The organism is Bradyrhizobium sp. USDA 4538, assembly GCF_024171045.1.
Classification (GTDB): Bacteria; Pseudomonadota; Alphaproteobacteria; order Rhizobiales; family Xanthobacteraceae; genus Bradyrhizobium; species Bradyrhizobium australafricanum.
Genome location: NZ_JALJZE010000001.1, coordinates 5,598,351 through 5,616,890, shown reverse-complemented (window position 1 = coordinate 5,616,890; position 18,540 = coordinate 5,598,351). Strand labels below are relative to the sequence as shown.

13 protein-coding genes are annotated in these 18,540 nt (G+C 65.9%); 4 read left to right on the top strand and 9 right to left on the bottom strand.

Features of this window, described 5'->3' with window-relative positions; genetic code table 11:
• The gene (locus tag J2R78_RS25390; protein WP_253607261.1) at positions 1-885 is read right to left on the bottom strand and encodes a YgcG family protein; all 885 of its coding nucleotides are present in this window, start codon (positions 883-885) and stop codon (positions 1-3) included.
• A 21-nt stretch (positions 886-906) separates the two neighbouring features.
• Positions 907-1,524, bottom strand: a complete 618-nt coding sequence (locus J2R78_RS25385) for a LemA family protein (RefSeq protein ID WP_028334935.1) — start codon at positions 1,522-1,524, stop codon at positions 907-909.
• Between the two features lie 160 nt (positions 1,525-1,684).
• Here J2R78_RS25385 and J2R78_RS25380 point away from each other — a divergent pair, with 160 nt between their 5' ends.
• Genes J2R78_RS25380 through J2R78_RS25370 form a run of 3 tightly spaced genes read left to right on the top strand, consistent with a single transcriptional unit; the run spans position 1,685 to position 4,903 of the window.
• Positions 1,685-2,539, top strand: a complete 855-nt coding sequence (locus tag J2R78_RS25380) for an enoyl-CoA hydratase (RefSeq protein ID WP_038386235.1) — start codon at positions 1,685-1,687, stop codon at positions 2,537-2,539.
• A gap of 8 nt (positions 2,540-2,547) precedes the next feature.
• Positions 2,548-3,693 carry an acyl-CoA dehydrogenase family protein gene (locus tag J2R78_RS25375; RefSeq protein ID WP_253607260.1) on the top strand — a complete coding sequence of 382 codons (1,146 nt, stop codon included), beginning with the start codon at positions 2,548-2,550 and terminating at the stop codon, positions 3,691-3,693.
• Positions 3,694-3,706: 13 nt separating this feature from the next.
• Positions 3,707-4,903, top strand: coding sequence for an acyl-CoA dehydrogenase family protein (locus J2R78_RS25370; RefSeq protein ID WP_253607259.1), 1,197 nt, complete (start codon positions 3,707-3,709; stop codon positions 4,901-4,903).
• 140 nt (positions 4,904-5,043) lie between these two features.
• On the opposite strand, the gene J2R78_RS25365 is transcribed toward J2R78_RS25370, so the two are convergent.
• From J2R78_RS25365 to J2R78_RS25335, 7 genes are all read right to left on the bottom strand, one after another.
• Positions 5,044-7,371 (bottom strand): xanthine dehydrogenase family protein molybdopterin-binding subunit, encoded by a 2,328-nt coding sequence (locus tag J2R78_RS25365; RefSeq protein ID WP_253607258.1) that lies wholly within the window; start codon positions 7,369-7,371, stop codon positions 5,044-5,046.
• 159 nt (positions 7,372-7,530) lie between these two features.
• Complete coding sequence (locus tag J2R78_RS25360) at positions 7,531-8,619, bottom strand: S1C family serine protease (RefSeq protein WP_253607257.1); 1,089 nt, start codon at positions 8,617-8,619, stop codon at positions 7,531-7,533.
• Positions 8,620-8,717: 98 nt separating this feature from the next.
• Positions 8,718-9,593: a dihydrodipicolinate synthase family protein gene (locus J2R78_RS25355; protein ID WP_253607256.1), complete on the bottom strand. Its 876-nt coding sequence runs from the start codon at positions 9,591-9,593 to the stop codon at positions 8,718-8,720.
• A complete protein-coding gene (locus J2R78_RS25350; RefSeq protein ID WP_253607255.1) occupies positions 9,586-10,542 on the bottom strand; it encodes an NAD(P)-dependent oxidoreductase in 957 nt (318 codons plus the stop codon). Before J2R78_RS25350 ends, J2R78_RS25355 begins: the two co-directional genes overlap by 8 nt.
• 23 nt (positions 10,543-10,565) lie before the next feature.
• The gene (gene pgm / locus J2R78_RS25345) at positions 10,566-12,206 is read right to left on the bottom strand and encodes a phosphoglucomutase (alpha-D-glucose-1,6-bisphosphate-dependent) (protein WP_253607254.1); all 1,641 of its coding nucleotides are present in this window, start codon (positions 12,204-12,206) and stop codon (positions 10,566-10,568) included.
• Positions 12,207-12,437: 231 nt separating this feature from the next.
• Entirely contained in the window at positions 12,438-14,090 is a 1,653-nt protein-coding gene (locus tag J2R78_RS25340) for an acetolactate synthase large subunit (RefSeq protein ID WP_253607253.1), read from the bottom strand.
• A 78-nt stretch (positions 14,091-14,168) separates the two neighbouring features.
• The gene (locus tag J2R78_RS25335; RefSeq protein WP_253607252.1) at positions 14,169-16,835 is read right to left on the bottom strand and encodes a M1 family metallopeptidase; all 2,667 of its coding nucleotides are present in this window, start codon (positions 16,833-16,835) and stop codon (positions 14,169-14,171) included.
• 249 nt (positions 16,836-17,084) lie between these two features.
• Between J2R78_RS25335 and J2R78_RS25330 the strand changes: the two genes are divergently transcribed.
• Positions 17,085-18,539: a GH1 family beta-glucosidase gene (locus J2R78_RS25330; protein WP_253607251.1), complete on the top strand. Its 1,455-nt coding sequence runs from the start codon at positions 17,085-17,087 to the stop codon at positions 18,537-18,539.
• Position 18,540 lies beyond the last annotated feature (1 nt).

The window sequence follows — 18,540 nt, the reverse complement described above, 5'->3', positions numbered from 1 at the left end:
CTACCAGCTCCCCGAGGCGCCGCCGCCGCCGAAGCTGCCGCCTCCGCCACTGAAGCCGCCGCTATCGCTCGAGCTCGAGCCGCTGCTCCAGCCCCCGCCGCCGGACCAGCCGCCGCCGCGCCGGTACGGTCCCGAGCCTGCCGTCGGACCGCCGAAGTTCAATCCGCCGAAGATCAGCGCCGCGACGGCGGCGAACAGACCGACCACCAGCGCCGTGGCGAGCGAGCCGGCTACCATCCAGGTGAAGACGCCGACGACACCGCCGGTCGCGACCGAGCCCAACAACCGCCCCAGTATCCCGCGCAACACGCCGGCCACGATGATGACGATAAAGATTGTCACCGGATTGGCGAAGTCGACCAGGTTCGGCCCTTGCCAATGCTCGGGCTCCGGCGCCGGCAATTGCTCGCCATTGATCAGGCGGATCATCCGGTCGACGCCGGCCGAGATGCCGCCGGCGAAATCGCCGGCCTTGAATTTCGGCGTGATGTCTTCGTCGATGATGCGATGGGTGACGGCATCGCTCAGCACGCCTTCGAGGCCATAGCCGACCTCGATGCGCAAGTGCCGGTCGTTCTTGGCGACGACTAGGAGCGCACCGTCGTCGACCTTCTTGCGCCCGATCTTCCAGGCCTCGGCCACGCGGATCGAGAACTGCTCGATGGTTTCCTCGCCCGTGGTCGGCACGATCAAGACCGCGATCTGGCTGCCCTTGCGGGCTTCCAGATCCTTCAGCCGGTCGGTGAGCGAGGCGACATCGCTCGCCGACAGCGTCCCGGTCTGGTCGACGACGCGGCCGGTGAGCGGAGGCACCGCGACCTCGGCCCATGCCGGGCACACGAAGCCCAGCAGGAAGGCGAGCAGGATGACGCGTGCGGCGGTCATCGCGATGCGCGCACGCCGGCGTTATTTCGACGGCGCAGGGGCCGGCGACGGATTATTGAAATCGACCTTCGGCGCGGTCGATATTTCCTTTTCATTGTCAACCGTGAAGTTGGGCTTCTCCTTGTAGCCGAATGCCATCGCGGTCAGATTGTTCGGGAAGGTGCGGATGCCGACGTTGTAGTCCTGCACTGCCTTGATGTAGCGATTGCGCGCCACCGTGATGCGGTTCTCGGTGCCTTCGAGCTGCGCCATCAGGTCGCGGAACAGCGCGTCCGATTTCAGCTGCGGATAGTTTTCGGTGACGACCAGCAGCCGCGACAGCGCGCTGGTCAGTTCGCCCTGCGCCTGCGTGAACTTCTGGAACGCGGCCGGGTCGTTGAGCACCTCGGGCGTTGCCTGGATGCTGCCGACCTTGGCGCGCGCGTTGGTGACGCCGAGCAGCACGTCCTTCTCCTGCTGCGCAAAGCCCTTCACGGAGTTGACCAGGTTGGGCACGAGATCGGCGCGCCGCTGGTACTGGTTCACCACCTCCGACCAGCTCGACTTGACCTGCTCGTCACTGGTCTGGATCGCGTTGTAGCCGCAGTTGGTCAGGCTCAATGTCGCCAGCGCTGCGAGCACGGTCCAAAGCTTGCGCATGAAGATGGTCCTCCCCGGGTGGATTCTGCGTCAGCGTAACAGATTTTCGCCGGATAATCCCGTGCGGCGGATTTCGCGGCTTCTTTTGCGGATGATGACGCTTGCCTATCCCTGCCCGCGCCGTTCATCATGGCAAAAAAATCGATCGCGGGAGGATCCATTGGCGTCTGAACAATTCGAGACGATTGTTGTCGAACGGCCCGAGCCCGCGATCGCGCGGATCGTGATGAACCGCCCCGAGGCCCGCAACGCCCAGAACCTGCAGATGACCTACGATCTCAACGCCGCCTTCGACCGGGCGGTGCAGGACGACGCGGTCAAGGTCATCATCCTCGCCGGCAACGGCCCGCATTTCTCGGCCGGTCACGATCTCAGGCCAGGGGCCAAGAACCAGGCGGGTGTCGATTTCCCGCCAGTCGGAAATTGGGGCGGCTTCGCCGAGCCGAACGCCCATGGCCGCTTCGCGCGCGAGCAGGAGATCTATCTGCAGATCACAAGGCGCTGGCGCAATCTGGCAAAGCCGACGATCGCCGAGGTGCACGGCAAGTGCATTGCCGGCGGACTGATGCTGGCCTGGGCCTGCGACCTGATCGTTGCCAGCAACGATGCCGAGTTCTGCGACCCCGTGGTGACGATGGGCGTATGCGGCGTCGAGTGGTTCGTGCATCCCTGGGAGCTCGGCGCGCGCAAGGCCAAGGAGATGCTGTTCACCGCCGATGTCTGGAGTGCCGACGAGGCGCATCGCCTCGGCATGGTCAATCACGTGGTGCCGCGCGGCGATCTCTCGTCCTTCACGCTGGCGCTGGCGCGGCGGATCGCCGCAAAGCCCGCCTTTGCGCTGAAGCTTTCCAAGGAGGCGGTGAACCGCTCCATCGACATCATGGGACAGCCGGCCGCGATCGATCAGGCCTTCGCGCTGCATCAGCTCTGCCACGCCCACAACCTTCAGGAATTCGGCATGGTGGTGGACCCCGCGGGCCTGCATCCCTCCGTCAAGAAAACCGCCAACGTGTAGCAAGCCAGATGGACCTCACCCTCAGCGACGAGCAGCGCCTGCTGCGCGAAAGTGCCGACCGCTTCGTGGCGGAAACCTTCAGCCCCGAGCATCGCAAGAAAGCGGCGAACGATCCGCTGGGCTATTCGCCCGCGATCTGGAAACAGTTCGCCGAGCTCGGCTGGCTGGCGCTGCCGATCAGCGAAGCCCATGGCGGGCTTGGCGGCGGCGCGATCGAGATCGGACTGTTGATGGAAGCATTCGGCCGCGGGCTGGTGTCCGAGCCGTTCCTCTCGACGGTCGTGATCGGCGCCGCGCTGGTCGCCGAGTGCGGCACCGACGCGCAGAAGCAGGCGATCCTGCCCAAAATCGGCGAGGGCGCGCTCACGCTCGCTTTCGCGCATTCCGAGCGCGCCGCGCGCTTCGATCTCGCTCATGTCGACACGACGGCCGGCAAGACGGCCGACGGTTGGCGCCTGAACGGCAGCAAGATCGCCGTGCTCGATGGCGCGGCAGCCGACCAGGTCATCGTCTCGGCCCGTATCGCCAACGCCAATGGTGCATCCGGCAAGCTTGCCTTGTTTTTGCTGTCGGCGGGAACGCCTGGTCTCACGCTGCGCGACTACGCGCGGCTCGGCGGCGGGCGCGGCTGTAATCTTGATCTGAAGGACGTGCAGTTGCCCGCCGATGCGCTGCTCGGCGACGGCAGTGACGCGCTGCCCGCGATCGAAACCGTGGTCGACCGTGCGATGGCCGCGCTCGGCGCCGAGGCGGTCGGCATCATGCAGACGCTGCTCGACACCACGCTCGAATATACAAAGATCCGCAAGCAGTTCGGCCGGCCGCTATCGGCCAACCAGGTGATCCGCCATCGCCTCGCCGACGTAGCGATGCAGGTCGACGAGGCGCGCTCGATGGCGTTGCGCGCCGCGCTGATGGCCAATGCCGAGCCTGTGGCCCGCAGCCGTGCGGCGTCCGGCGCCAAGGCGAAGATCGGCAAATGCGCGCGCTTCGTCGCCGAACAGGCGGTGCAGCTGCACGGCGCGATGGGTGTCACCGAGGAGCTCGACATCGGCGCCTATTTCAAGCGGCTGCTCGCCTTCGACACGCTGTTCGGCAACAGCGCCCATCATTATCGCCGCCACGCCGCGCTCAGCGGCCGCGCCCACGCCTAACGGAGAGCGCACCATGGATCTCACCTTCAGCGCCGAGGAACGCGCCTTCGAGCAGGAAGTCCGCGATTTCATTGCCGGGAGCCTGACGCCGGAGATGAAGCGCGCCACCGCGCTGACGCCGTCGGTGTTCTCCGACCCCGACATCGGCATGGCCTGGCAGCGCGCGCTTCACAAGAAGGGCTGGGGTGCGCCGGGCTGGCCGGTGGACCATGGCGGACCGGACTGGACACCGGCACAGCGCTGGATCTTCGAGGCCGAATGCGCGCGCGCCGGCGTGCCCAATGTCAACGTGATGGGCGTGAAGATGGTCGGCCCCGTCATCATCGGGTTCGGCTCGCCCGAGCAGCAGAATTTCTATCTGCCGCGGATTCTCTCCGGCGAGGATTACTGGTGCCAGGGCTATTCCGAGCCGGGCTCGGGCTCTGACCTCGCCTCGCTGAAGACCCGCGCGGTGCGCGACGGCGACGACTACATCATCAACGGCACCAAGATCTGGACCACGCATGCGCACCACGCCAACCGCATGTTCGCGCTGGTGCGCACCAATGACGGCGAACGGCAGCAGGACGGCATTAGCTTCATCCTGATCGACATGAAGACGCCGGGGATCACCACGCGCCCGATTCTGACGATCGGCGGCGACCACGAGGTCAACCAGGTGTTCTTCGACGACGTCCGTGTGCCCGTCGCCAACCGCGTCGGCGAGGAAGGCAAGGGCTGGACCTACGGCAAATATCTGCTGGAATTCGAGCGCGGCTCCGGCATCGCGTCGGCCAAGCTGCGCGAAGCGCTGAAGACGATCTCCGATCTCGCTGGCTCCGACGTCACCGGCCGCGCCATCGAGGATCCCGACATCGCGATCCGGATGTCGGAGGTCGAGGTCGATATCGACGCGCTCGAGATGACCGAGCTCAGGGTGCTGTCGGCGCTGCAGACCGGACAAAATCCCGGCGCGGTGTCGTCGCTGATCAAGCTCAGGGTCAGCGAGATCCGCCAAGCGGTGACGCGGCTCGGCGTCGACGTGATCGGCCAGGACGGGCTTGCCGTCGAGCCGGCGCGTCCGTTCTACCGGCTCAACCACGAGCCGGCGATCCCCGAAGAACTGCTGCCGGTGGTGCCAGAATATCTCAACGGCCGCGCCTATACGATCTTCGGCGGATCGTCCGAGATCCAGCGCGACATCATCGCGAAGATGGTGTTGGGGTTGTAGGGCACCGTCGTTCCGGGGCATCGCAAAGCGATGAACCTCAGGTGCGCAATTGCGCACCGGGGAACCTCGATGTTGTGGCGCGAGATTCCGGGTTCGCGCGAACGCGCGCCCCGGAATGACGGTGGAGGAGAAAGCGCGGCCTATGCCGCCCCCACCTTGGCGTCGCGGATCGCCTGCCAGATCTTCGACGGCGTCAGCGGCGTGTTCAGCTGGGTGATCCCGACCTCGCTCAGCGCATCCATCACGCCGTTGGTGATGCAGGGCGGCCCGCCGATCGCGCCGGACTCGCCGCAGCCCTTGGCACCCAGCGGATTGGTCTTGCACGGCGCGGAGCCATCGAGCGTCACCGTGATCGGCGGAATGTCGTCCGCGCGCGGGATGCAATAGTCCTGATAGCTCGCGGTCAGCAGCTGGCCTTCCTCGCTATAGGCCACGCCTTCATACAGCGCCTGGCCGATGCCCTGGACAACGCCGCCGTGCACCTGCCCCGTCACCAGCATCGGATTGACCGCGACGCCGACGTCGTCGACCGTGGTGTAGCGCACCACCCGTGTGACGCCGGTCTCCGGATCGATCTCGACCTCGCAGATATGGGTGCCGTTCGGCCAGCTCGGCCCGTCGACATTGCCTTCGCTCTCGACCGAGAGCTTTGCGCCGTTCTCCTTGGCCGCGATCTCGAACAGGCTGATGCGCCTGTCGGTGCCGACCACGGTGAGGAAGCCGTCGCGATACTCGATGTCCTCGACGGAGGCTTCCAGCAAATTGGAGGCCTTGTCGCGCGCCTTGTTGATCATGTCGTTGCTGGAGACCGCAACCGCGGTGCCGCCGACGAACAGCGAACGCGAGCCGACGCTGCCGAAGCCGGTGGCGAGATCCGTGTCGCCCTGAATCACATCGATCTTGTCCATGGCGATGCCGAGCGTATCAGCGATCATCTGGGTGTAGGTGGTGGCGAGGCCCTGCCCCATCGCCATCGTGCCGGAATGCAGGATGACGCGGCCCTCGGCGGTCGCGTGCAGCGAGACGTTCTCGGTGTGGGCGCGGCCGCCGGTCCACTCGATGTAGCTGGTGAGACCGCGGCCGTAGAGCAGGCCCTTCTTCTTCGCCGCCTTCTTGCGCGCGGCAAAGCCGTTCCAGTCGGCCAAATCGGACGCGCGCTCCAGCATGTGCGCGAAGGCGCCGGAGTCGTACACCTGCCCGACCGCATTGGTGTAGGGCAGCTGCACCGGCTTGATGTAGTTGACCTTGCGGATGGTGCGCGGGTCCATGCCGATCTGGCGCGCGGCGGCGTCGAACAGCCGCTCGACGATGAACACCGCCTCGGGCCTGCCGGCGCCGCGATAGGCGCCGACCGGCGCGGTGTGGGTCATCACCGACTTCACCTCGAAATGCACCAGCGGCAGGTCGTAGACGCCGGTCTGCACGAACGGGCCGAGCACCAGCGGAATGATGTTGGCGGTACCCGACGAATAGGCCCCGGTGCCGCCGATCGAGCGCACCCGGTAGGCCAGCACGCGGCCCTTGGCGTCGAGCGCGAACTCGCCGGTCGAGGTCAGGTCGCGGCCATGGGTGCCGCCGACGAACTCGTCGGTGCGGTCGCCGCGCCAGCGGATCTTCTCGTTCAGCTTGGTCGCGGCATAGGCGACGATGCCGTCTTCCGGATACAGGCTGGTCTTCTGGCCGAAGCCGCCGCCGATGTCGCCGACCAGCACGCGCACGCTGTCCTTCGGCCGCTTCAGGATCGATTCCGCCAAGAGGTCGCGGGTCGAACCCGGAGTCTGCGACTGCACGTGCAGAATCAGCCGGCCGGTCTTCTTCTCGATCTCGGCAATGGTCGAGCGCGGCTCCATCGCCGACGGCACCAGGCGCTGGCTGACCAGGTCGAGCGACACCTTGTGCGCGGCATTGGCGAAGGCTTCCTCGACCTTGGCGGCATCGCCATAGCTCATCGCGGCCACGATGTTGTCGGGCGCCTCCGGCCAGACCGCCGGCGCGCCCGGCTTGATCGCCTCGACCGGATCGACCACCGAGGGCAGCACCTCGTAATCGATCTCGATCGCCTCGGCCGCGGTCTGCGCCAGCACCCGCGAGGTCGCGACCACGGCCGCGACGCCCTCGCCCGCGTAACGCACCACATCATGCGCCAGCAGGCGCCGTGGCGGCACGGTCATCGGCGAGCCGTCGGGCCGCTTGAAGATCGCAAGCGTCGGCAGCGTGCCGATATCGTCCTTGACGAGGTCGGCGCCGGTATAGACGGCCTTGACGCCCGGCATCTCCAGCGCCGCCTTGGCGTCGATCGACTTGATGTTGGCATGGGCGTGCGGCGAGCGCAGCACGTGCAGCCAGAGCGCGCCGTCCTGCGGCTTGTCGTCGATGAAATGCCCCTTCCCGGTGACCAGCCGCTGGTCTTCAAGACGCTTGACTGGCTGGCCCGCACCAAAACGCATATTGCCGGGAAGAATGTTCATCAGAGGGTCCTTCGAGCTTCCAAGAGTTTCCAGAGAATTTGGCGGGGGTTTTAGCGGATTTTGGCGGCCTGACAACCACGCGCCGGCCGGAGGACAGGCGTCTCGTCGCGCGGCGCGCGGAAGCACAATCCGGCGGCACGCGTCAGGCCAGTGACGACATCATTGCGCCCGGCCGATATCGACGATGGCGACCTCGACATCGCGCGCCGAGCCGTCGCGGTTCACGCTGAGCCGCACTTTCTTGCCGACCCCGATCTGCTCGAGTTGGTCGGCCAGATCGGAGAGCCGGTGCACCGGCTTGCCGTCGACCGCGGTGATCACGTCGCCGAGTTCACCGGTCGACATGTCGACCCCGCGTATCCCGGCGCGCTCGGCCGGCGACCCCGGTGTCGTGCGCACCACGATCAATCCTTCGGCACCGATACGCGTGGCGACCGCCTCATTCGCGGTCACGATGCCGATCCCCGGCGTCGGCACGCGACCGTTGCGGATCAGCTCGGGCACCACGCGATTGACGATGTCGACCGGGATCGCGAAGCCGATGCCGGCATTCGAGCCCGACGGCGACAGGATCGCCGTGGTCACGCCGATCAGCCGCCCGGCAGAATCGAGCAACGGGCCGCCCGAATTGCCCGGATTGATCGCGGTGTCGGTCTGGATCACGTTGGAGATCTCGCGGCCGCTCGAGGTCGGCAGCCGGCGCTTGAGCGCGCTGATGATGCCGCTGGACATCGATTGATCGAGCCCGAACGGGTTGCCGATCGCGTAGGCGAACTGGCCGACCTTAAGATCGGACGAGCTGCCGAGCGCCAATGACGGCGGCAGCTTGCGCGCGCTGCGGATGCGCAGCACGGCCAGATCGTAGTTCGGCGCCGTGCCGACGATTTCGGCGCGTACCGCTTCGCCGGAGGCAAAGCGGATGGCGACCTGGCTTGCGTTCTGCACCACGTGGTTGTTGGTAACGACGTGGCCGTCATTGTCCCAGACAATGCCGGTGCCCGACGCCGCGCCGCTTTCCTGATCCTCGCTCAGCGGATTGGCGGCGGTTTGCGTCACCACCTGCACGACCGACGGCGAGACCTTCTCGAAGATCTCGACATTGGCCTTTTCGGCATCCGACAGCGCGCCGCGCTCGGTGACCGCGCGGGCAGCCGGGCCGCTCCACGGCGCCTGACGGATGCTGCCGGCCGCGAAGATCAGCAGAATGGCCGCGATCACGGCCAGGACAAGGACGGTACGCCGATTCATTGGTGTGCTCCACGCAACAAACGCGCTGACCAAGCGGAGGTTTCCGGCATGGCCAAGGCGGATTGCCCGGCATTTTGCCGCGCAGCCCCCCGACGGCCTCAGCCCAGATCGCGCAACGCCGCCTCGACCACCTTGCGCTGCTCGGCCGTGAGCGGCGCCTGCGGCGGCACGGGATCGCCGACGTCGTAGCCCTGGCTCGCGAGCCCGGCCTTGATGCAGGCGGCGAGGTTGAAGCGGGCAAACGCCTCGTTGATGCGCCACAGCTTGCGCTGCAGGGCCATCGCCTCATCCCAGCGGGTGCGGCGGCACAGATTGTAGAGCTCGACACTCTGCCGCGGGATGATGCAGGCCGGGCCCGCCATCCAGCCGTGGCCGCCGATCAGCATCACCGCGGCCGGAATATGGGCGGAGGCCGAGAACACTTTCAGGCTGTCGCCGCAACGGTTCATGATCGACAGCAGCCGCCCGGTGTTGGTCGAGGCGTCCTTGATGTAGCCGATGCGCGGATGCCCGGCGAGCCGCGCGATGACGTCGAGCGTGAGGTCGGAGCGCTGGAAATTCGGATTGGTGTAGATCACGACCGGAATGTCGACGGCATCGGCGATGGCACGGAAATAGGCTTCCACCTGCGCGTCGCCGACCGGAAAATACGCCTCCATGATCGCGAGAATGCCGGTCGCGCCGCGCTTCTGGTAGGCCTTGGCCTGCGCCACCGCATCCGCCGTCGAGGTCGAGGCGACGCCGGCGACCACCTGCACGCGGCCCTGCGCGGCCTCGATCGTGGTCGCCACCACCTGCATGCGCTGCGCATTGTTGAGATAGGCGAACTCGCCGGTCGAACCGAGCGGCGTCAGGCCGTGGACGCCGGCCTTGACCAGATCGTCGCAGAGCCGGCCCAGCACCTCGGTGCGGACATGGCCGGCAGGGTCGACCGGGGACACCAGGTACGGAAAGACGCCGTGGAAATCAGCCATTTGCGAGCCTCGTTGACGGCGAGACATAATCGGGATCGTGCGCAAAGGGAAGCGGCGCGCCGCTGCGCATGGCGCCGAGCACCGCTGCGAAATCCGTGCCGGCGCGGAAACCGAGCAGCCGTTCGGCCTTGCTCGCGTCGTAGATCCGGCCGATCGATTTCGGCAGGCGCCAGCCACGCCGCGCGAACAGCGCCGGCGCATCGGGGAACGTGCGCGCGATCACCCCGGCCGCGTCGGTCTTCAGGTCGGCGACATCGCTGCGCGCAAACGGCGTCGGCGCGCTGATCACGAAGACCTCGAAGCCGCGGATCTTCTCGAGCGCCACGACATGGGCATCGGCGGCGTCCTCGACGGTGAGGCGGCGGTACAGCAGCTCGGTCGCCTTCAGGTTCTCGCCATGGATGTCGCGGATGGTATCGTCATCCTCGGGGAAGAAGCGGCTAGTGCGCAGCACCGCACAGTTCAGCCCGTGCTCGCGGCTGTACAGACGGCACAGCCCTTCAGCGGCGAGTTTTGTCACTCCGTAAATGTTGCGCGGCTCGAGCGGCCCTGTCGTCTCGTCGAGCCACACCGCAGCATGGCCCTCCTCGTCGCGGATCGCCTGCGAGATCATCAGCGACGTCGTCGAGGTGAAGACGAAACGGGCGTGGCCGGCAGCCACGGCTGCCTGCAGCAAATTGAGCGTGCCTGACACATTGACGTCGACAAAGGCCTGCGGCGCGAACCGCTCGATATCGGGCTTGTGCAACGCGCCGCCATGGATCACGGCCTCGATGCCGTAATCCGCGAACACGCGCTCGACCACCGATCGCTCGGCTACCGAGCCTGTGACATCGGTCGCCTCGCCCGGGACGACGTCGAGGCCGACCACATCATGGCCGGCCTGTCGAAGCCGCGGCGCGAGGAAACGGCCGAGCCAGCCGGAGGAGCCGGTCAACAATATTCGCATGAGGTCCGCCCGGCCCGCGCCTTTCAGAACACCTTGGCGATCGCGGCCTGCGCGTCGCCCTGGATCTGCTTCAGATGATCCGGCCCGCGGAAGCTTTCGGCGTAGATCTTGTAGACATCCTCGGTGCCGGAGGGACGCGCGGCGAACCAGCCCGCCTCGCTCTCGACCTTGATGCCGCCAAACGGCTGGTCGTTGCCCGGCGCCTTGGTCCTGACCGCGCGCACGGCATCGCCGGCGAGCTGCGTCATGTTGAGCTGATCGGGCCCGAGCGCCTTCAGCGCGTTCTTCTGCTTCGGCGTCGCCGCCACATCGATGCGCTCGTAATAGGGAACGCCGAGTTCGGCGGTCAGTTCGCCGAACAATTCGCTCGGATCGCGGCCGGTCTTGGCGATGATCTCGGCCGCCAGGAGGCCGAGGATGATGCCGTCCTTGTCGGTGGTCCACACCGAGCCGTCGCGCTTCAGGAACGATGCGCCCGCGCTCTCCTCGCCGGCAAAGCCGAAGCCGCCGCTGCCCAGCCCGTCGACGAACCATTTGAAGCCGACCGGCGTCTCGACCAGCTTGCGGCCCAGCTTCTTCGCGACGCGATCGATGATCGAGCTCGACACGATGGTCTTGCCGATCGCGGCGTCCTTGCTCCATTGCGGCCGGTGCGCGAACAGATAGGCGATCGCGGTGGCAAGGAAGTGATTCGGGTTCATCAGCCCGTTCGAGCGGGTCACGATGCCGTGGCGGTCGGCGTCGGTGTCGTTGGCGAAGGCGACGTCGAAACGGTCGCGCATCCCGATCAGGCTCGCCATCGCATAAGGCGACGAGCAGTCCATCCGGATCTTGCCGTCCCAGTCCGCGGTCATGAAGCGGAAGGTCGGATCGACCGCCTCGTTGACGACTGACGCGTTGATGCCGTAGCGCGCGATGATCGGCTGCCAGTAGTGCACCGCCGCGCCGCCGAGCGGGTCGATGCCGATCTTGACGCCGGCAGACTTGATCAGCGCGAGATCGACGGTGTTGCCGAGATCGGCGACATAGGGCGTGATGTAGTCGTGCAGATGCGTGGTCGCGGCCTTGCGCGCGCGATCATAGGACAGCCGCGCGACGCCCTTGAGGCCGGCCTCGATATAACGGTTGGCGTTCTTCTCGACTACGGCGGTGACGTCGGTGTCGGCCGGACCACCATGCGGTGGATTGTATTTGTAGCCGCCGTCCTCCGGCGGGTTGTGTGACGGCGTGATGACGACGCCGTCGGCGAGGCCCGTGCTGCGGCCCTTGTTGTAGCTCAGAATCGCATGCGAGATCACCGGCGTCGGGGTGTAGCCGCCCTGCGCGTCGATCATGATCTCGACGCCGTTCGCCGCGAACACCTCGACCGCGCTGGCCAGCGCCGGCTCAGCCAGCGCATGGGTGTCGATGCCGATGAACAGCGGCCCGGTGAGACCCTTCTCGCGCCGGTAATCGCAGATCGCCTGCGTGGTGGCGAGGATATGGTCCTCGTTGAAGGAATTCTTCAGCGACGAGCCGCGATGGCCCGAGGTGCCGAACGCAACCCGCTGAGCGGGATCGCCAGCGTCGGGCTTGCCGGCAAAATAGGCCGTGACCAGCCGCGGCACATTGGCGAGCTGGGCGGGATCGATGGGTTTGCCGGCGGCAGGATTTGGTGCAGTCACGTGACCTCTCAGATCTGGTATCGCCGACCATCTGCGCAATGGTGATGCAGTGGCGTGCTACCATGGCGGCTTACGTTCAATCAAGCCGAGGGCTTTTCGTTCCTTGGCCACCGCAGCAATGCTTCAGCTTCTTGTTTGAGCATGATCTCCGCGCAAACGCTTTGCGTTTGTCGCGAGGGAAAACCGCTTCGCACTTTGCGCTAACGCGGCCCTTCGGGTCCGGATCATGCTCTACGACACATCGATCTGCTGCACCTTCTCGCGCAATTCGTCGACCAGCACCCGCTTGTTCTCGGTATAGTCGATCGGCACCACGACAAGATGCACGCCTCCGCCGGAAAACGCCCGTTCCAGGGTCGGAACGATCGCATCCGTGCTCGCGATCCGCGAACCCTTGGCGCCGTAGCTTTCGGCGTATTTGACGAAATCCGGATTGCCGAAGGTCAGGCCGAAATCCGGGAAATTGTCGACCGCCTGCTTCCAGCGGATCATGCCGTAGGCGGAATCCTCCAGGATCAGGATCACCAGATTGAGCTTGAGGCGGACCGCGGTCTCGAGCTCCTGCGAGTTCATCATGAAGCCGCCATCGCCACAGACCGCGAGCACGCGGTTGTTCGGATACAGCATCGCCGCCATCATCGCCGACGGCAGGCCGGCGCCCATGGTCGCGAGCGCGTTGTCGAGCAGCAGCGAGTTCGCGAGCAGCGTGCGGTAATTGCGTGCGAACCAGATCTTGTACATGCCGTTGTCGAGCGCGACGATGCCGTCCTCCGGAATGACCTGCCGCACATCGTGCACGATGCGCTGCGGTGTCGGCGGCCAGCGGCCCTCGGTGGCGCGATCGGTGATCTTGGCCAGAATGCTCTGGCGCAGGCTGAGCAGCGCGCTGGCATGCGGCAGCTTCCCCTCGACCCGATCGGCCAGCAATTCGAGGCTCGGCCCGACATCGCCGATCACCTCGCATTGCGGGAAATAGACCTGCTCGACCGTTGCCGGCATGTAGCTGACATGGATCACCTGCGGCCCCTTCGGGCCCATGATGAAAGGCGGCTTCTCGACCGTGTCGTGACCGATCGCGATGATGAGGTCGGCGCGGTCGATCGCCTCGTGCACATAGTCGCGCTCGCTCAGCGCGGCGGTCCCCATATACTGATTGGTGCCGCCCGATACCGTGCCCTTGCCCATCTGCGTGGTAATGAACGGGATTTTCGTGCGCCGCACGAAGTCACCGATCCCGGCAGTCGAACGCGGACGCGATGCCGCAGCACCAAGCATGATCAGCGGGCGCTGCGCCTTCAGGATCATGTCGGCGGCGCGGTCGAGCGCAGCCGCGTGCGCGATCGGAATTTCGATCGGATGCGGCGGTATCATTTCGACCGGCGCAATCTCCTCGCCTGCGATATCCTCCGGCAGTTCGAGCAGCACCGGCCCCGGCCGTTCCTGCGTCGCAATTCGGAAGGCGTCGCGGACCAGGGTCGGAATGGTCGCGCCGCTGACGATCTGCAGCGACAGCTTGGTCAGCGGACGGAACGTGTTGACGATGTCGACGATCTGGAACTTGGCCTGCCGGCTGCTCAAAATGCCCTTCTGGCCGGTCAGCATCACCATCGGCATCGCGCCGAGCAGCGCGTAGGCCGCACCCGTGGTGAGGTTGAGCGCGCCGGGGCCAAGCGTCGTCATGCAGACGCCGGGCCTTCCGGTCAGCCGGCCATAGGTCGCCGCCATGAACGCCGCCGCCTGCTCGTGGCGCGTGACGATCAGCTTGATCGAGGATTTGCGCAGGCTCTCGACGACGTCGAGATTCTCCTCGCCGGGGACGCCGAACACCCGCTCCACGCCCTCATTCTCGAGGGCAGCGACCAGCAAATCGGAACCTTTGACCATCTCAGCCTCGCATCGTTGATTGCATGCCGCGCCCGAAGCATAGCCGCATCGCGCGCCGCCGGAAACTGCTTCGCGAGCTCACGGCTTGTGCGCCCTGATCCAGGCGTCGGCGGCGGGCAACACGCGCGCGGCAAGATCGGCCGAGATTGCGATCGCCTGCACCGATCGCGCCACCATCACCCGTCCGCCGGTGGTTGATTGCGACGGAGCAAACGCGGCCAGTTCCGCCGCGTGCGCCTCATCGGTAAAATTGGCCATGAAGTTCGGCACGAACTGGTCGCGGAAGTTCGGCCCCTGCCTTGCCAGCAACGTATCGAAATTGGTCCGGACGAAGTCCCAGGCGAGCTGCGGCTGCTCGCCTGAGGACGCAACCGCGTTGATCATCCCCGTCACGATCGTGTCGGGCAATTCGTCGGTCAGCGTCAACGCCAGCGTCGCCCGCGCCAATTCGGCATCGCGGGCGCTTGCCGCCGCGAGATAATAGCGCAGCCGTTCATTGGTCGCCGTGCTGTTGCGCGCCAGCGCCAGCAGCTGTTCGTAGGTCGCCCGATCGGCGGTCACACCGACAACATGCGTGACGGCATCGCGCAATGCGGTCGGAAGCGAATTGGGATCATCGACGAATGCCGCAAAGCGCCGCTTCGCTTCCGCCACAATAGCCGCATCCCCGAGGTCGCCAAGCGTCGAGATCAGGCTTGCACGCAGCAATGCAGTGTCATCGTCGCCTGAACCGGCGCCGTCCCATCCGATCCGATCGAACACCGGGCGCAGCTTGGCGCGGGCATAGGCCTGGATCACCGGCCGCTCGGTGCGGTCGCGCGACAGGCGGTTCAGCGCGGCAAATGTCGAGATCACCTGGTCCCACACCGCGCGATGGTCACCGGCATCGAGCGCATCAAGCAGCGCGAGATAGAACGGCGCCTCCGCGCGGCCCGCCTGCACCAGCGCCCAGCTGTCGGTAACGACATTGAGACGGTCGGCGACCTGCATTTGCGGGAATGCGTTCAGCAACGCCGCACGGTTCTTCGGGCCATACTCGACCCTGTAGTAACCGACGTCGCCGAGGTTGACCTTGATCGCATCGCCGCAGGCGCCGGCCGGGATATCGGTGCTCCCCTTCAACAATATCTCGTCGAACGGCTTGCCATGCGCCGGTCCGACCGCAACGGGGATCTGCCAGTTGCGGGCCGGCAGCGGCGGATTGTTGGCCGGCGCGATCACGAAGCGATCCTGCCGCAAGGTCAGACGTTGCGCCATGCCGTCGCAGGCCGCCTCGGCGACGACCAGCGGCACGCCGTCCTGCTCGGAGAAGGAGGCGGCGATACCGGTGATGGTCTTGCCGGCGCTACTCTCGAGCGCCTGCCAGAGATCAGCGGTCGTCGCGTTGCTGTAGGCATGCGCGGCCATGTATTTGCGGATGCCGTCGCGGAACGCCGGTTCGCCGAGATAGGTCTCGAGCATGCGGATCAGCGCCTGCCCCTTGTTGTAGGTGATGGCGTCGAATGCCGTGACCGCTTCGCTGTGATCGGCAATCGGCTGCTGCACGGGATGCGAGGTGCGCCGCGCATCGAGCGCCATGGCGAACTGCTTCGCGCCGTAGCCGTTCAGCCAGCCCTGCCATTGCGGATAGAACTGCTCCGAGGCCTTGGTTGCCATCCAGCTGGCAAAGCCCTCGTTGAGCCAGAGATTGTCCCACCACGCCATGGTGACGAGATCGCCGAACCACATATGCGCCATCTCGTGCGCGATGATGGCGAAGATGCCACGCCGCGCGGTCTCGGCGGACGTCGCGGGATCGAACAGCAGCCGGCTCTCGAAGAAGGTGATGCCGCCCCAATTCTCCATCGCGCCGCCGAACCCGCCGGGAACGGCGATCAGGTCGAGCTTCGGCAACGGATATTTGACGCCGAAATAGTCGTTGTAATAGGCGAGCAGCTTCACCGCGCTGTCGAGCGCGAACCGGCCCTGGCCGCCCTTGCCCTCCGTCGTCACCACGCCGACCGTGACGCCGCCGGCATCCGCTGTGACGTGCTCGAGCTCGCCGACCGTGAGCACGAACAGATAGCTCGACATCTTCGGCGTCGGCGCGAACGCAACCTTCTTGAGATCGCCGGCGACCGGCTCTTCGCCGGCCACGGGCATGTTGCCGACCGCGAGCAGATTGCGCGGAATGACGACGGTCAGCGCGAAGCTCGCCTTGAACGACGGCTCGTCCCAGCACGGGAAGATCCGCCTTGCATCGGCCGGCTCCAGCTTGCTGGAGATCATCCGCTTGACCCCGGTCCTGGTCGGGTAGTCGACCGAGAACAGGCCGGTGCCGAATTTGTTGATCTGCGCCGTGAAGGCGATGCGCAGCTTGTGGCGGCCGGCCGCAAGCGGCCTGGCGAAGGTCAGCGTTGCGGTCTGCGCGGTGGCGTCGGTCGCGACCTCCGCGCGCTGGGCGCCGTCATCGATCGTAACCTCTGCGAATGTCGTGTTGACCGCGTTCAGCGTCAGCTGCGCGGTCGCCTCGCGCACCTCGATGTCGACGGTTTCGACGCCTGGCAGAGCGAGGCCCGTGATATCAGGTGTCAGCTCGATCGCGTAATGCAACGGGACGACCGTCTTCGGTAGCTTTCCGGGCGTGCGGTCGAACGAAAATGTTTGCTCGGCCTGCGCGCTTGCGGCCATCGCCAAAGCCAAGCCGATCGCAGTGGCAAGACGACGCAGCAGCGCCCTTCGGACATGGGTTGCAGGCTTGTTCATCGCGCGAAGCTCACGGGAATCTCGGGGATATTCGGATGTCATTGCGGAAGGACGTAGCAGGCAATCTAGTAGAGAAAATGTCGCCACAAAACTGACAACTCCGCGACATTGACATCACAATGGTTCGCACTGATTGGTGCGCCGCTCGCCACGGCGCTTGGGCCCGCCGACCCTTGTTGCTCAACGGCGGGATGGAAGGTTAACCTACGGCCCGCATTCCAGCGGCAACGTCCGCGACGGGAGACAACAATGTTCGGAAAGTTCTCGCGCCGGCAGTTTGCCGGCCTTGCAGGCCTCTCGGCGCTCGGTTTGACCGGCCCTGCCGAGGCTGCAAGCCGTGCGTCGCGGCCGGACGGCACGAACTTTCCCACGGGCTTCGTCTGGGGCACCGCAACCTCGTCCTACCAGGTCGAGGGCGCGGTCAATGAGGACGGCCGCGGCCCATCGATCTGGGACACTTTCACCCACACATCGGGCAAGATCGAGGACGGCTCGACCGGCGACCGCGCCAACGACCACTATCACCGCTACAAGGAGGACGTTCGCCTCATCAAGGATCTCGGCGCCAAGGCGTATCGGTTTTCGATCGCCTGGCCTCGGGTATTTCCCGACGGCACCGGCACGCCGAACCCGAAGGGCCTCGACTTCTACAACCGTCTGGTCGACGAGCTGCTTGCGAACGGCATCGAGCCCTACGCCACGCTCTATCACTGGGACCTGCCGCAGGCGTTGCAGGACCGCGTCGGCGGCTGGCGCTCGCGCGACACCTCGAAGGCGTTCGGCGACTATGCCGGCTATGTGGCGCAGCGACTGACCGACCGCGTGAAGAACGTCTTCACCCTCAACGAGGTCGGACGTTTCCTCCCCTTCGGTTATGCGCTCGGCGTCGACGCCCCGGGGCTGAAGCTGCCGGCGGGCGAGGTGAACCAGGCGCGCCATCATGTGGCGCTGGCGCATGGCCTTGCGGTGCAGGCGATTCGCGCCAAAGGCCGTGCCGGCACGCGAGTCGGGCCGGCCGAGAACATCACCGCCTGCGTGCCCGCCTTCAACACGCCGGAGAACATCCGCGCCACCGAAACCGCGACCCGCGAGCTCAACGCAGGTTTTCTCGGAGTCGTCCTCGAAGGCAGGTACACCGAAGGCTTCCTGCAATATGCCGGCGCGGACGCGCCCAAATTCACCGCGGATGAGCTGAAGATCATCTCGCAGCCCAATGATTTCGTCGGGCTGAACATCTACGCGCCGCAATGCTACATCCTTGCCACCGACCATGCCCCCGGCTGGAAGCCGCTGCCGATGCCGGCTTCCTTCCCGCACATGAGCTCGGAATGGCTGCGGATCGCGCCGGAGACGATCTATTGGGCGCCGCGGATCGCCGCCAAGCTGTGGAACATCAAGAGCATCTATATCAGCGAGAACGGCACGTCCGGTGAGGACAAGGTGCATCCGGACGGGCAGATCTACGATCTCGACCGCATCATGTTCCTGCGCAACTATCTCGCCCAATTGCAGCGCGCGACCGCCGACGGGGTCCCGGTCCACGGCTATTTCCTGTGGAGCCTGATGGACAATTTCGAATGGATCTTCGGCTATGAGAAGCGCTTCGGCCTCTACCGGGTGGATTTCGAGACCCAGGCCCGGGTGCCGAAATTGAGCGCGGCGTTCTACCGCGACGTGATCGCGCGCAACGCGATCGGGGTGTGAT